This window comes from Nannocystis pusilla, from assembly GCF_020073745.1.
GTDB classification, from domain to species: Bacteria; Myxococcota_A; Polyangia; order Nannocystales; family Nannocystaceae; genus Nannocystis; species Nannocystis radixulma.
The window spans coordinates 47,551-61,939 of sequence record NZ_JAIRAU010000056.1 but is presented as its reverse complement, the minus strand read 5'-3'; the positions used below and the strand labels follow the sequence as shown (position 1 = coordinate 61,939).

Annotated in this window: 11 protein-coding genes; 2 read left to right on the top strand and 9 right to left on the bottom strand. The window is 71.5% G+C overall.

Going from position 1 to position 14,389, the window contains the following annotated elements; translation table 11 throughout:
• Positions 1 to 35: 35 nt before the first annotated feature.
• From K7C98_RS38020 to K7C98_RS37990, 7 genes are all read right to left on the bottom strand, one after another.
• Positions 36 to 944 carry a hypothetical protein gene (locus K7C98_RS38020; protein WP_224196797.1) on the bottom strand — a complete coding sequence of 303 codons (909 nt, stop codon included), beginning with the start codon at positions 942 to 944 and terminating at the stop codon, positions 36 to 38.
• A gap of 210 nt (positions 945 to 1,154) precedes the next feature.
• Positions 1,155 to 2,225, bottom strand: coding sequence for a DNA ligase (locus K7C98_RS38015; protein ID WP_224196796.1), 1,071 nt, complete (start codon positions 2,223 to 2,225; stop codon positions 1,155 to 1,157).
• 143 nt (positions 2,226 to 2,368) lie between these two features.
• Entirely contained in the window at positions 2,369 to 3,556 is a 1,188-nt protein-coding gene (locus tag K7C98_RS38010) for an LBF_2804 family protein (RefSeq protein WP_224196795.1), read from the bottom strand.
• Positions 3,557 to 3,606: 50 nt separating this feature from the next.
• Entirely contained in the window at positions 3,607 to 5,685 is a 2,079-nt protein-coding gene (locus K7C98_RS38005) for a serine/threonine-protein kinase (protein WP_224196794.1), read from the bottom strand.
• Between the two features lie 154 nt (positions 5,686 to 5,839).
• A complete protein-coding gene (locus K7C98_RS38000; protein WP_224196793.1) occupies positions 5,840 to 6,211 on the bottom strand; it encodes a response regulator in 372 nt (123 codons plus the stop codon).
• Positions 6,208 to 7,530, bottom strand: a complete 1,323-nt coding sequence (locus K7C98_RS45260; protein WP_224196792.1) for a sensor histidine kinase — start codon at positions 7,528 to 7,530, stop codon at positions 6,208 to 6,210. The genes K7C98_RS38000 and K7C98_RS45260 overlap by 4 nt, the downstream gene beginning before the upstream one ends.
• Before the next feature lie 252 nt (positions 7,531 to 7,782).
• Complete coding sequence (locus K7C98_RS37990; protein WP_224196791.1) at positions 7,783 to 8,244, bottom strand: DUF6918 family protein; 462 nt, start codon at positions 8,242 to 8,244, stop codon at positions 7,783 to 7,785.
• A 277-nt stretch (positions 8,245 to 8,521) separates the two neighbouring features.
• On the opposite strand from K7C98_RS37990, the gene K7C98_RS37985 reads away from it, so the two are divergent.
• Positions 8,522 to 10,849 carry a S9 family peptidase gene (locus K7C98_RS37985; RefSeq protein WP_224196790.1) on the top strand — a complete coding sequence of 776 codons (2,328 nt, stop codon included), beginning with the start codon at positions 8,522 to 8,524 and terminating at the stop codon, positions 10,847 to 10,849.
• Positions 10,846 to 12,861, top strand: a complete 2,016-nt coding sequence (locus K7C98_RS37980) for an ATP-dependent helicase (protein WP_224196789.1) — start codon at positions 10,846 to 10,848, stop codon at positions 12,859 to 12,861. Before K7C98_RS37985 ends, K7C98_RS37980 begins: the two co-directional genes overlap by 4 nt.
• A 197-nt stretch (positions 12,862 to 13,058) precedes the next feature.
• Here the strand turns inward: K7C98_RS37980 and K7C98_RS37975 are convergent, their stop codons facing one another.
• Positions 13,059 to 13,256 (bottom strand): hypothetical protein, encoded by a 198-nt coding sequence (locus K7C98_RS37975; RefSeq protein WP_096326703.1) that lies wholly within the window; start codon positions 13,254 to 13,256, stop codon positions 13,059 to 13,061.
• A 475-nt stretch (positions 13,257 to 13,731) separates the two neighbouring features.
• Positions 13,732 to 14,253 (bottom strand): tRNA (adenosine(37)-N6)-threonylcarbamoyltransferase complex ATPase subunit type 1 TsaE, encoded by a 522-nt coding sequence (locus tag K7C98_RS37970; protein ID WP_263430209.1) that lies wholly within the window; start codon positions 14,251 to 14,253, stop codon positions 13,732 to 13,734.
• Positions 14,254 to 14,389: the final 136 nt, after the last annotated feature.

Sequence of the window (14,389 nt, the reverse complement as noted above, 5' to 3'; positions counted from 1 at the left end):
CCGCCGTCAGGCGTGGTTGGGGGATCGGAAACCGCTCACTTGGAGCCGGCGCACTTGGCGTCGGCCTTGGTGATCCAGCCGTCGAGCTCGGCGTCCTTCAGGTTGTACTTGTTCACGGCCTTGTAGACCTGCTCCACCTGGTACTCGCAGATGACCATCTTGTCGACCTGCGCCGGCAGGATCTTCTTGCCGAGGTCGACGTAGCAGCCCTTGGCCACCTCTTGCAGCTTGTTCTTGGCCCAGTCCGAGGTCAGCTTCTCGAGGTCCTCGACCGCCATGCTGCACTGGAAGGGGACCTCGTTGGTGCCGCCGTCGAGGTTCTTCTTGGCCTCGTCGAGGGCCTCCTTCGCGCGCTTGCCGGCCTCGACCTCCTTGCACAGGGCGTCGGCCTTGGTCTTCTCCTCGGGGGAGACCTTCTCGGCGGTCGCCTGCAGGTCGAAGCACTTGCTCAGGCCGTCGCCGCCGCTGTCACGGATGCCCTCGAGCTCCTTCGTCGCCGCGTCGATCGACTTCTTGAACAGGTCGGCGCACAGCTTCTTGACCTCTTCGTCCTTGATGTCGCTGTACTTGCAGGACGACAGGGCGTCCTCCATCTTCTCGCCGGTCTTGAGCGCGCCCTCGACCTCTTTCTTGATCCGGATGGCCTGCTTCTTGTCGCTGAGCTCCTGCTGGCACTTCTTGTACTCGTCGCAGGCGCTCTTCTTGGCGCACTCGAGGTCCGCCTTCTCCTCCTCGGGATCGCGGTCCTTCTTCTCGCGGCAGTCCTTCATCACGAGGTCCTTCAGGCCCTCGACGAGCGCCTTCTCCTCGGGGGACGCACACTCCACGGCCTTGTTGAAGACCGTCGAGCAGTAGTCGCCGCCGCCGCACCCGGAGGTGGAGGACATGCCGAGACCGAAGGCCACGAGGCCCGTGGCGAAAAACATGCGATTGAACGTGTTCATGGGGTGGTCCGTGGGTCTTTCGTGTCGTGGTTGGTCTGCGAACTCGCGTGCTCGGCGGCGAAAGTCAGACCCGGGGGGGTGGGATCAATTCGGCGGACGGCCTTCTCAGGGCGAATTCGCGCTGCGCAAGTACCATAATTCCGCTCCCGAGTAAACTCCGGCCCCCGCCCCCGAGCCTGCTCACTCCCCGGCAGACCCCCACGAACGGCGTCAGCGAGTGGTTTTCCTGGTCGCCGGCTCGCCTGGCTTCCAGGCCACGTCGTGACGGACCCCGACGAACGATGGGAAGCGCGGCACGCCGCCGTCGGACAGCTCCTGGTAGCGGAACGTGACGATCGTGCCGACCGGCGGCGGGGTGTTGCGATCGGCGTCCGACAATCCGGTGCCGAGAGCGAACCGCGTCCCGTCGCGCAGCTCGACCAGCAGCGCGCCGAGCCGACCCTTGTGCTTGCCGGTGCCCGCCTGATGCCCGACCACCCGCGCCTCGTCGTCGTGGAATCGCTTGACCTTGAGCAGCGAGTGCGAGCGCCCGACCTCGTAGCGCGAGCCGGGCCGGCGCAGCATCAGCCCCTCGCCGCCGAGCCCCTCGACCCGCACAAGCTCACGCTGCAGGTGTTCCGCGCCCGTGCAGATCTCGTGCGCGAGCGCGCTTGCGAACGCCGGTCGTCGTCGCTCGAGCTCGGCGTGGTAGTGGCGCATCCGCGCCTCGAATTCGCCGTCGTGCCCCGGCGCATCGAACACGAGGAATTTGATCTGCCGCCACGCGTCACCGCCGTCCTGCCGCCGCACCACGCTCACGGTGCGCTGGAACGCCTTGCGGTCGAGCCACAGCTCGCCGTCCAGCGTGAATTCGGGCAGCCCGGCCGTGAACCACTCGGGCGCGTGATAGACGTTGCCGAGCCGCGACACGAACCGCCGCCCGTCCCAGTACGCGCGCACGCCGTCGAGCTTCTCGCTCATCCACCACCCGGTGGGATCGACGTCGGGCTCGTACACGTGGGCCAGCAGCAGCGGCGGCGCCTGCTCCTCGCCGCCCTCGTCGTGATCGCCGGAGCTGGCCTTCGCGCCAGCCTTGCTGGCCTTCGGGACAGCCGCACTGGACGCCGCCGACGCCGGCGCGCCGACCCGCGCCAGCTCGACCGCCTCGCCGCGCAGCGCCTTCAAGTGCTTGCAGGTGCGCCGATCGATCGCCCCGCCCGCGTTGCGCCACGCCGGGCACGAGCACGAGTACACCCCGCCCACGTTCTTGAGCACGTACGGCTTGGCGCCGGACCCCTTCATTTCGACCGAGTCCCCATCTGCCAGATCGGGCATGTCCCATCCTTCGCCTTCGCGGCGCGCTCAGACTACCCGCTCGCGGCGATCCGCGGCAGATCGCCCGCGTCGCGCCGCAGCGATCGATATCGAGCACCGACGCCCCGGCGCTACGGCGTCAGCAGGTCGAGCATCTTCGGCGCCAGCTGATCGCCGCTGAGCAGCGCCCGCTGCAGCACCAGCACCTGGATCCGCGGCGGCGGGCGGCCGCACACCCGGAACGCCCTGACCATGATCGCGCGCTCGCCCTGGCGGACCCGCCCGTCGAGGACGCACGCGATCACCAGCGTGTGCAGGGCCGACTTCTGCTCGGCCGGCAGCAGCCGGCGCAGGCACTCGATGAAGCGCGGCACGTCGTCGAGCGCCTCCGCGTCTGTCTCTCCGATCCTGTCCTTCAGGTCATCCAGCAATTCGATCAGGTTCGGGTGAAAGTCGCGCGAGCGGACCACCGCGGCGCCGACGGCCCGCATCAGCGCCTCGCGCAGCGCCGCCGAGGGCTGGGGGTGCGGCGCCAGCACGAAGCCCAGCAGCTCGGTCGCCGCCGACGGCCCGATCGCCCGCAGCCGCGCCTCGCGCAGCGCCCGGCGGCACACCAGCGCGTCCCACAGCGCCGTGATCGGCACGGCCACGAACGGGATCCAGGCCCGCAGCGCCGCGCGGCCGAAGATCCGCGCCAGCAGCGTGCGGGCGACGAACTTCGTCAGGCTGACCTTGGCCTTGTACACCAGCGTCGCCAGCAGGATCCGCAGGCGCGACGCCTCGCGTCGCGGGTCGATGCCGAACATCGGCCGCGGCGGGTTCGGGATCTCGAGCGCGGCGCGGGCCAGCACCGCGGCGAAGATCTCGTCCCCCTCGTCGTCCTCGTCGCCCTCGTCGCCGAGCACGTCCTGCCCGACCTCCTTGGCGCGGAACAGCGGCAGCCCGGCCGCGGCCGCCAGCTGGTGCACCGAGTCGATCGCGTTCCAGTAGATCAGCGACAGCTCGATCGCCACCAGCGGCAGCACGGCCAGCAGCGTGATCACCAGGAACTCCGCCCACGCGCTCCAGCTCGCCGCGCCGGGGTCCTCGCCGAGCAGCGGCTGCGCGGCGATGTTGGCGAGCGCGCCGAGGCCCGCGCACACCGCCCCGATCAGCGCCGCGCGGCCGACCGCGACGTACTCGATGCGGCGCAGCGCCCGGCGCTCGTGCGGGTTCAGGAAGTGGATCGGGTCGCGCGCTTCGGGGCACGCGGCCTTGCCCGCGCGGCGCTTGAAGTACCGCACGGCGAGCGCCTCGACCACGCGCCGCTTCTGCGTCACAGGCCCCCGATGCTAGCGCATCCGCGGCGGCCCCGGCGGCGCGCTGGCGCTCACGGCAGCGCCAGATCGACCTTCTTGGCCAGGATCGTCTTCGCCAGCGAGCGCAGGGCCGCCTCGCGCTCGGTCGCCACGCGCAGGCGCTCGGACAGGACCTCGATCACCGCCAGGCCGATGTCGCCGCTCTCGCGCACGATCTTGCGGAAGCGGTCGGCGCCCAGCATCAGCGCCCGCACCGGCTCCTCGGTGGCGAACACCCCGGCCGTGCGCGCCGACTGGCTGAGCACCGCGACCTCGCCGCACACGTCGCCGGGCTTGAGGCGGTTGATGACGGCGCCGTCACGCACCACCTCGACCGTGCCCTCGAGCAGGATGCACAGCGCGTCGCCGGGCGCCCCCTGCTCGAACACCGGCTGGAGCGGCGCGAACGCGACCTCGTGGCACGCCTCGGCGATCGGCAGCAGGGCCGCCGTGGGCACCGCGTTGAACAGGCTGATCCGGCGCAGGAACATGATGCGGCCGATCAGCGTGCGCAGGCTGTGCGGCGCGCGGGTCTCGTCGATCTCCTCCTCCTGGTCGCCGCACAGCGTGCTGACGACGTTGAGCCACGGGTCGTCGATCGTGGTCGGCCCGGGCCGCTGCAGCTCCGACGTCGTGATCGGCGACAGCTCGCGCGAGCGGGTCAGCCGCCGCCCGGCGCGCACGATCCCGCTGAAGCACTTCTGGCTCAGCGTCAGCAGCAGGTCCATCGCCATCTCGCGGGTCGGCCCCGACGTCGGCGTCGACGAGGGGTAGATGCGCATGAACACCCGCCAGTACACGTCGCCGCCGACGTCGCCGAGGCTGTCGACCTCGCTGTCGCTCTCGAGCCCGCGCAGGATCAACTGCGCCGCCTCGCGGTACACCGCCATCAACTCGCGGCGCAGGTCGGCCAGGCGCGGCTCGTCCATGAAGGCCGTGCGCACCTCCTCGCCCTCGTCGTTCGGGCGGCCGGCCAGCCAGTAGTCGCACTCCTCCTCGAGCGGGCGCAGGCGGTCGAGCAGCAGGTGGGCCGCGTCGAGCGAGCGTCGGGCCAGCTCCGAGCGGCGCATCCGCTCGCGCGAGCCCTCGAGGTACGCGTCGAGGTCGGCCAGCAGCTCGACCACCGAGCCGTAGCGGTGCTCGCGGTTCTTGCTCAGCGCGCGGCGGCAGATGTCCTCGACGCCCGGCGGGATCGGCCGGTTCGGCGCGCGCCGCGACGGCGGCTCGACCTGCTCGACCATCACGCGCATCAGCACCTCCTTGGCGTTGGCGCCCTGGAAGGGCTGCGTGAGCGTGAGGATCTCGTAGAGGATCACCCCGAGCGACCAGATGTCGCTGCGGACGTCGAGGTCGTGGCCGGCCTTGGTGATCTGCTCCGGCGCCATGTACTCGGGCGTGCCGGCGTGCATGTGCGCGCGGGCCTGCAGGCGCCCCTGCGGCCCGAGCACCTGGGCCAGGCCCCAGTCGACCAGCACGACCTCGCCGTACTCGCCGATGAGCACGTTCTCCGGCTTGAGGTCGCAGTGCAGCACCCCGCGCGCGTGGGCGTACGCGACCGCGCGGCACAGCTCGATGAAGCAGCCGAGCAGGCGGTACATGCCGAAGCTGTGGCTCGTCGCCGGGTCGCCCTCGTACAGCGCCTCGATGATCTCCGACAGCGGCCGGCCGGTGAGCCGCTTCATCGTGTAATAGAGGCCGAGCGTCGGGCTGCAGCCGAGGTCGTAGGCCGGCACGATGTTCGGGTGCTCGAGGCCCCCGGTGATGATCGCCTCCTCGACGAACGCCTGCACGCGCACCGGGTCGTTCGCGTGGTCGGGCGCCAGCACCTTGACCGCGACGGTGCGGCGCATGCTGCGGTCGGCCCCGAGATAGACCACGCCGCCGCCGCCGCGTCCCAGCTGATCACCGACGGCGTAGCGGCCGTCGCCGTGACCGTCGATCGGGGGACCCAGCTCGTCGAGGCCCGGGCTCACCTGCGGCTCGACCTCGATGTCGCGCAGGTAGCGGACGATCTGCGGCTCGGAGCCCGTCACCGAGGGACGGAGCTCCGCCATGACCAGCGGCTCCTCCTCGCCCGGCTTGTCCCACGGCCATCGCTTCGTCCCGCTCATGCGCGGACCGCAGCATAACAAAGGACGCGCGGGCGCGATCGCGCTCCATCGTTTTGCGGGCCGCACGTTCGTCCGGGGCTCGCGGTCATCCGCCCGGCGCGCTCGCTTCGCCGGCCCGGGCCTGGCACCGCGCGCGCCGCGGATCCGCGCCCGGTCACGCGTTCGCTCGCGGCGCCGCCTCGGCCACCACCGCCAGCAGGTCGCTGATCTCGAACGGCTTGGCGATGCACGCCGTCGCCTGCAGCTGCGCCATCCGCTGCGACGCCCGCGTGTCGCCGGTGATCACGATCGTGGGGATGTCGGCCATCGCCGGGTCGCGCAACATTTGCTCGCGCAGCTCCCAGCCGCTCATCACCGGCATCATCAAGTCGAGCAGGACGATGCACGGTCGCAGGCCGGTCTGCAGCAGCTGCAGCGCCTCCTTGCCGTTCGGCGCCGTGACGACCTCGTAGCCCTCGCCCTCGAGCACCAGGCCCATCGTCTCGCGGATGTCCTTGTCGTCTTCGACCACCAGCACCGGGCTCACGGCGTGCGCTCCTGACGGGCGCGGCGGGCCTCGAGGATGACCCCGGGCGTGAGCGGGGTCGCCAGCGGGAGATCGACGATGAAGGTCGCGCCGGCACCCGGCTCGCTGTCGACGGCGATGCGCCCGCCGTGCATCTCGACGAACCTGCGGGCGATGTAGAGCCCGAGCCCGAGCCCGCCGTGGGTCTCGACCGGGGCCGCGCGCTCGAACGGCTCGAAGATCCGGCCGAGCGCCTCGGGGGCGATGCCGATCCCGTGGTCGCGCACCTGCAGGCGCGCGTGGACGTCGTGCCGTGTGATCGTCACGTCGACCGGCCGCCCCTCGCCGTACTTGATCGCGTTCGTCAGCAGGTTGGTGACGATCTGGTCGAGCCGGGCCGCGTCCCACAGCCCGACCGCCGCGCCGTCGCCGTGCAGGCGGATCTGCCCGGGCTCGGCCGACTCCGCGGTCACCAACAGCTCGATCACCGCGCGGGTCGCCGCCACCAGGTCGACCTCCGTGCGCTCGAGTCGGACCCGGCCGATCTGCAGGCGCGTCGTCTCGAGCATCTCCGACACCAGCAGCTCGAGCCGGCGCACCTGCCGGCTCAGCACCCCGACCGCGTGCCTCGCCGCGTCCGGCAGCTCCGCCCCGTCGAGCCGCCGCAGCGCCAGCTTGGTCGCCGTCAGCGGCGTCGACAGCTCGTGCGACGCGATGCGGATGAACTCGTCGCGCACCCGCAGCTGGCGGCTCTGCTCGCGCTCCAGCGCGAACATCCGCTCGGCGTCGAGCGACAGCGACTGCGGCTGCGCCTCGGTCGGCATGTCGACCACCGCCTCCCAGCTCTCGACGAAGCTGCGCTCGAGGTCGAACTTGTTCTCGCGCAGCGCGAGCTCCTTGCCGAACGCCGCCAGCCCGTCGTGGATCACCGCGCTGAGCGGGCACGAGATGAACGTCTCGCCGCCGGCGGCGACGATGCGCTCGTAGGCCCGCAGCCCGAGCAGGCGGTGCCAGCGGGCGTGGATCAGGTCGTCCTCCCACTTCACGACCTCGAGGTCGACGAAGCCGTGGGCGACGAAGAAGCCGATCGTCTTCTCGAGCACCTCGTCGAGCGTCCCCGCCCCGCCGAGGTCGTAGCCGACCTCCTCGAGGTACTCGCGGATCCGTCGCCCCATCTCGCGCACCAGCACCCGCACCGAGCCCGGGTCGTAGAGCGACAGCGTGCGGCCGAGGCCGTAGACGTAGGCCTCGTAGAGCGAGCTGCGGAAGTCCGCCGGGCCCTCGCTCGGCGTCGACGACGACTCGCGGGTCGCGGCCAGAGCGGCCTCGAGCGCGGCCACGCGCGCACGGAGCTCACGGACCTCTTCCGTGTCGCCGGACGCAGCAGCCTCAGCGGAAGCCGGAGTGGGCACACATTCCTTCCCTGAGGCTCACGGTATCACGACCGCCTTGCCCCGCAAGCGATGCGCCCTCGCCTCGAGCGAGCCCACCCGGGCCTACAGCGCGCGCGCGAGCGTATTCGCGGCGGGCGGACGGCCGAGGCTGGCGCCCGGCTCGTCGCCCGCGCCCCTCGGTGTCGCCGGCGCGCGCTCTCAGGCGAGGAACGGCGCCAGCGTGCGCACCAGGCCCGGGACCGCCCCGCGCACGTGCGTCTCGGCCGAATCGCGCAGGCGGTCGTAGGTCTTGCGCAGCGGGCCGCTGGCCTTGGCGGCGCGGCGGTCGGTGACCGTGAGCAGCGCCTGGGCCACCCGCGCCGCGTCGCCGTCGACGCGGGCGACGAACACGTCGGGCAGCGGCGCGCCCGCGCGGGCGACCTCGTCGCGGCTCTCGACGTGCCACGGCTCGAGCGCCGCCGCGAACTCGGGCAACAGGCGGTCGACGACGTCGCTGACCATCGACGGACGGATCGCCGCGACCAACTTGTAACCTGCCTTGATGGCCAGGGCCGAAAGGCCAGTTTTACTCTTGACCTCGGCGTCGATCAGCGAGGCGCACGCGCGGACCACCTGCGGACGAACCTCCGGTGCGGTGAAGATCTCGACCAGGGTGGCCATGGGCCCGCTTTATGGCCGATTTCCCGCGCCGGCGCAAGCCGACGCCGGGCCCTCCCGCACCGCGTTCCACGCCCATTCGCCGCCCGCCGATCGCCGCGGCTGTCCGCGGCCGGTGCTTCCGCACACGCCCGCCATGAAACTCGCACGCAGCGACGGGCGCGGCGACGCGGTCGCCGTCGCGACTTGCGACCTCGGGTCGTCGCCTGGTTCACGCCGGGCCGGCCGCAGGCCACGGCGCTCGCCGCGACCGGGCGCGAGTGTGCCAAGATGCACGCGCGTGCCGTCCCCCCGCAACTCCGACGCATCGTTCGTCCGCGTGCTCGCGCTCGCATGTCTCGCGCTCGCCGGCGCGTGCGGCCGCAGCGACGACGCGCCCGCGCCGAAACAGCCCGTCATGACCACGCTCCCCACGCTCAAGCCCCCGCTCCCGCTCGAGGAGGCCGCCGCCTATCCGCTGCCCGGCGTCGTCGGCCCGCAGGCGATCACCTTCACCCCCGACGGTCGCGCGCTCGTGTACCTCCGCAGCCCCGAGCGCACGCTGGTGCGCCAGCTCTACCGCCGCGACCTCGAGACCGGCGAGGAGAGCCTGCTGGTCGCCCCGCCCGGCGGAGGCGCCACCGAGGACAACCTCTCGCTCGAGGAGAAGCTGCGGCGCGAGCGGCTGCGCCAGCGCGAGCTCGGCATCACCGCCTACGCGTGGGCCGAGGAGGGCGACACCCTGCTCGTCCCGCTCACCGGCAAGATCTACGTCAAGACCCCCGCCGACGCCGAGCTGCGCCTGCTCGTCGATCCCGGCCCGGGCAAGCCGGCCCTCGACGCCCGCCTCTCGCCCGACGGCCGCCGCGCCGCCTACGTCCACGACGACGAGCTGTACGTCGTCGACGTCGCCGGCGGCGCGCCGAAGCAGCTCACCAGCGGCGCGCGCGGGACCGGCAAGACCCACGGCCTCGCCGAGTACATCGCCCAGGAGGAGATGCACCGCCCGCACGGCTTCTGGTGGTCCGACGACGGCAAGCAGCTCGCGTTCGTCGAGGTCGACGAGACGCACATCCCGATCTACCGCATCGTCCACCAGGGCAAGGACGCCGTCGGCGAGGGCGCGCAGGAGGACCACCGCTACCCGTTCGCCGGCAGCCCCAACGCGCGCGTGCGCCTCGGCGTCGTCCCGGTCGTCGGCGGCCGCGTCACGTGGATGGACCTCGGCGAGTTCGAGTACCTCGCGCGCGTGAAGTGGTTCCCCGACGGCAGCCTCACCGCTCAGCTGCAGGACCGCGCGCAGAAGCACCACCGCCTCGTCCGCCTCGACCCGCGCACCGGCGCCCGCACCCTCCTGCTCGAAGAGACAGGTGAGCCCTGGTACAACCTCCACGACGACCTGCGCCCGCTCGAGAAGGGCGAGCTCGCCGGCGCCTTCGTGTGGTCGTCCGAGCGCAGCGGCTTCCGCCACCTCGAGCTGCGCGCCGCTGACGGCGCGCCGATCCGCGAGCTGACCCAGGGGACATGGCCCATCGACCATGTCGTGACCGTCGACGAGGAGCGCGGCCGCGTCTACTTCACCGGCTGGCGCGACCGCCCGACCGAGAAGCACCTGTTCATGGTCCCGCTGGCCGGCGGCGACGTCGTCCAGCTGACGCGCGAGCCCGGCGTCCACGACGTCGTCGTCGACCGGGCCAAGCGGCGCTTCGTCGACGCCCACAGCAGCGTGCAGCACCCGACCCGCCTGTCGCTGCGCGGCCTCGACGACGGCGAGGTGCTCGCGGAGCTGCCCGGCGACGACGACCCGCGGCTGGCCGGCCTCGACCTGCCGCCGCCCGAGCTGGTCAGCTTCCGCAACCGCCACGGCGACGAGCTGTGGGCGGCGATCTACCGACCTGACCCTTCGGCCAGCCGCCCCGACGCCCGCGGCGCCCCGGTCCCGGCCGGCCCGCCCTACCCCACGCTGGTGCAGGTCTACGGCGGCCCGCACGCCCAGCGGGTCGTCGACACCTGGGGCAGCACCGTCGACATGCGGGCCCAGGCGCTGCGCAGCCGCGGCTACCTCGTGATCAAGATCGACAACCGCGGCAGCGCCCGCCGCGGCCTCGCCTTCGAGGGCGCGATCTACCGCGACCTCGGCCGCGTCGAGCTCGAGGATCAGGTCGACGGCGTGCGTCACTTCGCCGCGCTCGGCCTCGTCGACCCCGAGCGCGTCGGCATCTACGGCTGGAGCTACGGCGGCTACCTGTCGGCGATGGCGATGGTGCGCCACCCCGACGTGTTCCGCCTCGCCGTCGCCGGCGCGCCGGTCACCCACTGGGACGGCTACGACACCCACTACACCGAGCGCTACATGGGCACCCCGGCCGACAACCCCGACGGCTACCGCGAGAGCAGCGTCATGGCCCACGCCGGCCAGCTGCGCGGCGCCCTGATGTTGGTCCACGGCCTCATCGACGAGAACGTCCACTTCCGCCACACCTCGCGGCTCATCGGCGCCCTCATCCGCGCGCGCAAGGCCTACGAGCTGCTGCTGTTCCCCGACGAGCGGCACATGCCGCGCGGCCTCGAGGACCGCGTGCACATGGAGGAGCAGATCCTCGCGTTCATGCAGAAGCACCTCGGATGAAGTACGTCCTCAAGTCGAGCGCCCCGACGCGCCAGCCGTTCGACCTCTCGCGCGAGCTCAACCCGCAGCAGCTCGCCGTCGTCGAGGCCGACCCCGGCGAGATCCTCGTGCTCGCGGGCGCCGGCACCGGCAAGACCCGCACGCTGACCTACCGCGTCGCGCGGCTGGTCGCCGGCGGCTGCCACCCCGAGCGGATCCTCCTGTGCACATTCACCAATCGCGCCGCGCGCGAGATGGTCGCGCGCGTCGAGTCGCTGCTCGGCGTCGAGATGCGGCGCTGCTCGGCCGGCACCTTCCACCACGTCGGCAACCGGATCCTCCGCCGCTACGGCGCCGCGATCGGCCTCTCGCCCGACTTCGGCATCCTCGACCCCGAGGACGCGCGCACCCTGCTCAGCGCCGTGGTCGCCGAGTTCGGCCTGCAGACCCTCACCGCGCGCCGCTTCCCCCAGCCCAAGGTGCTGGCCAACCTGATCAGCCTGGCCGCCAACACCCGCAAGCCGCTGCTGCAGGTCGTCGAGGAGCACGGCCTGCGCCTGCTCGACCAGGCCGTCATGGTCGAGGAGGTCGCGGTCCGCTTCGCCGAGCGCAAGCGGCACATGAACGTGTGCGACTTCGACGACCTGCTGATCCACTGGCTGCGCCTGCTCGAGGAGCCCAAGCTGGCCGACGTCGCCGCCCTGGTGCGCGGCGCCTACGACCACGTGCTCGTCGACGAGTACCAGGACGTGAGCGCGATCCAGGGCGCGCTGGTCGACGCGATGGCGAAGGGCCACGGCAGCCTGGTGTGCGTCGGCGACGACGCCCAGAGCATCTACGGCTTCCGCGGCGCCGACTTCGCCCAGATCGCCGAGTTCCGCGCCCGCCACCCGAACGCGCGGCTGTATCCGCTGACCATCAATTATCGCTCGACCCCCGAGGTGCTGGCGCTCGCCAATCGCAGCATCGCCCGCAACGTCAAGCAATACCCCAAGGAGCTGGTGGCGGTGAAGAAGCCGGGCGTCAAGCCGGCCGTCATCCCGCTGCGCGACGTGTTCCAGCAGGCCGAGTTCATCGCCCAGCGCGTGCTCGAGCTGCACCACGAGTACGACCTCCCCCTGGCGCGCATGGCGGTGCTCTACCGCAACCACAGCCACAGCCTGGAGCTCCAGGTCGAATTGACGCGGCGGCAGATCCCGTACAGCGTGCGCAGCGGCCTCCGCTTCTTCGAGCAGGCCCACATCAAGGACGTCGTCGCCTATCTGCGCGCGCGCCAGAACCCGCAGGACAGCCTGTCGTGGATCCGCCTGCTGCGCCTGTGGCCGGGGATCGGCGCGCAGACGGCCGAGCAGCTCGCCGTGCTCCTGGCCAAAGAGACATCTGCGGGCAACGCCTCGAGCGGCGCGGTCCTGGCCGAGCAGGCCGGCCTCGCGCGCGGGCGGGCCCGGCCGGCGCTGCAGCGGCTCGCCGAGCTGTGGGCGATCCTCGAGGACCCGAACCTGCGCAGCCCGGGGGCGATGATCCGCGAGGTCGTCGCCCGCCACTACGGCGAATACACCGAGCGCAACTTCCCCAACGCGGCCGCGCGCAAGGACGACCTCGAGCACCTCGCCGGCTACGCCGAGCGCTACGACGGCGCCAACGAGTTCCTCAGCGAGCTCGCGCTGGTCCAGGGCATGAGCGCCGAGAACGTGCTCGGCGCCGAGGAGCCCGACGACATGCTGGTGCTCTCGACCGTCCACCAGGCCAAGGGCCTCGAGTGGCCGATCTGCTTCGTGCTGTGGCTGGCCGAGGGCCGCTTCCCCATGGCCACCGCCGTGCGCGACCCCGCCGACCTCGAGGAGGAGCGGCGCCTGTTCTACGTCGCGGCCACCCGCGCCGCCGACGAGCTGTACTGCTGCTATCCGGTGATCGAGGAGACCCGCGACGGGCCGTCGCACATCATGCGGCCGAGCCGCTTCCTGGTCGAGATCGACCACAACCCGGCGGTGTTCGAGCGCTGGCAGATCGAAGAGGCGCCCGCCGGCGAGTGACCGGACGGCCATGTCTCCAGGGACATGACCTGGCGCACATGTCCGAGCAGACACACCGAGGATTCCCCGGCCCGCTCGCGGCCGAACTCGGTGAGAATCACCGGTCCCCGGCGCTCGCGGCGACGAACGAGCATACGAAAAAAGGCCGCCCTGGAGGGGACGGCCTTCTCTCGTGCGACCCCGGGGGGCCGAACGGCCTACAGGTCGTAGGGGCGGACGGTGCTGCGGTTGTTGCTCTTGCAGCGCTCGATCGCGGCGCCGAGCAGCTCGTGGACCTTGTCGGACACGGCCTGGATCAGCTCGCCATCGCTGCGGAGACCCGCGTCACGGATGACGTCCTTGACCTTGCTGCCGACGACGAGGATTTCCTTGGGTGCCTTGTTCTTGGTTGCCATTGTTGGTTCTTTCGCTCGTACGTCCGTGCGGACGAGAATGGGGAGGAGGTCGCGGTAGATCGGAGAAGCCCGACCTCGTTGCTCGGCAAGGACCATAATCCGGAACATCTGCTCTGCAAAGGCAAATTTGCAGCGTAGGAGCCAACTTTTTTCGGGGAGGGGCTGCGGGGAGGGGGTAGCGGCCCGTGTACCTTAGGTCGCGCCGACCAGCCGGGGACGTCGATCGCACCTTCGGCGCCATGCATGCGTCGCCGCTAAATCGGCGAAATTCCATGAATCTGGCCGTCTACGCGCCGCCGCGGCCGCCGATTCGCTGGCGTTTCGTCGACGTCGCCGCGGCGAATTTCGATGCTGCGAGCAGTTGCCGATCTCCCTGAAGCCCGCGTCACAGCCCGCGAGCACCAGAGATCGCATCTGCCCCGAAAGCCCGTGAGGCTCGCCGGCCAGGTCTCTTGCGACCTTGCCGTTCCTTCCTTTAAGAGGAGGAGAGCGCCTCGCAGGCGGCCGACCACGCGCACAGCAGCGCGGCCGCACGGGGGCCAGTGGCCGCGGCGAACAGGGATCTGCGGTCCACGGACGGACGCGTCAGCGTGATCGCCAGGTGATCTGCAGGCGGTGATCGCCATCGAGATCCCCACTCGACGATCATCGCCGCGCCCCGATCGGCATACGGCTGTTCGGCCGCTTCACCGAAAGCGCCGGCCTCCACGAGCATGTCCTCGAGGTCGAGGGAATCGAAGCCCGCGCCGCCGCCGAAGCCCTCGTCGCCGTCGCCGCCGAGGCGGAACAGATCGACGTGGCACAGGCTGGGGCCTCGGCCGCGGTGGACCATGCAGAGCGTGAAGGTCGGGCTCTGGACCCGCGACGGATGCGAGACGCCGAGCCCGACGGCGATCGCACGCGTGAGCGTCGTCTTGCCCGCGCCCATGGGGCCGTGGAGCAGCACCACGTCGCCCGCTCGCAGACACGCCCCGAGCGCGCGCCCGCGCAGCGCCAGCGCTTCCTCGTCGAGGTCGGTGAATTTCAGCGTCGACCCGGCGGGCTCACCGGCGCCTGCGCCCGAATCGATGGCCCCTGCGCTCACGCCGCGAGTGTACACGCCGAAAAGCCCCGCGGAGCGGCCTTGTGCGCCG

What these genes read in the sequence shown, in the direction of transcription:
- K7C98_RS38020 (WP_224196797.1), bottom strand. Translation starts at nt 944, where the DNA reads ATGAACACGTTCAATCGCATGTTTTTCGCCACGGGCCTCGTGGCCTTC.
- K7C98_RS38015 (WP_224196796.1), bottom strand. Translation starts at nt 2,225, where the DNA reads ATGAAGGGGTCCGGCGCCAAGCCGTACGTGCTCAAGAACGTGGGCGGG.
- K7C98_RS38005 (WP_224196794.1), bottom strand. Translation starts at nt 5,685, where the DNA reads ATGAGCGGGACGAAGCGATGGCCGTGGGACAAGCCGGGCGAGGAGGAG.
- K7C98_RS37990 (WP_224196791.1), bottom strand. Translation starts at nt 8,244, where the DNA reads ATGGCCACCCTGGTCGAGATCTTCACCGCACCGGAGGTTCGTCCGCAG.
- K7C98_RS37980 (WP_224196789.1), top strand. Translation starts at nt 10,846, where the DNA reads ATGAAGTACGTCCTCAAGTCGAGCGCCCCGACGCGCCAGCCGTTCGAC.
- K7C98_RS37975 (WP_096326703.1), bottom strand. Translation starts at nt 13,256, where the DNA reads ATGGCAACCAAGAACAAGGCACCCAAGGAAATCCTCGTCGTCGGCAGC.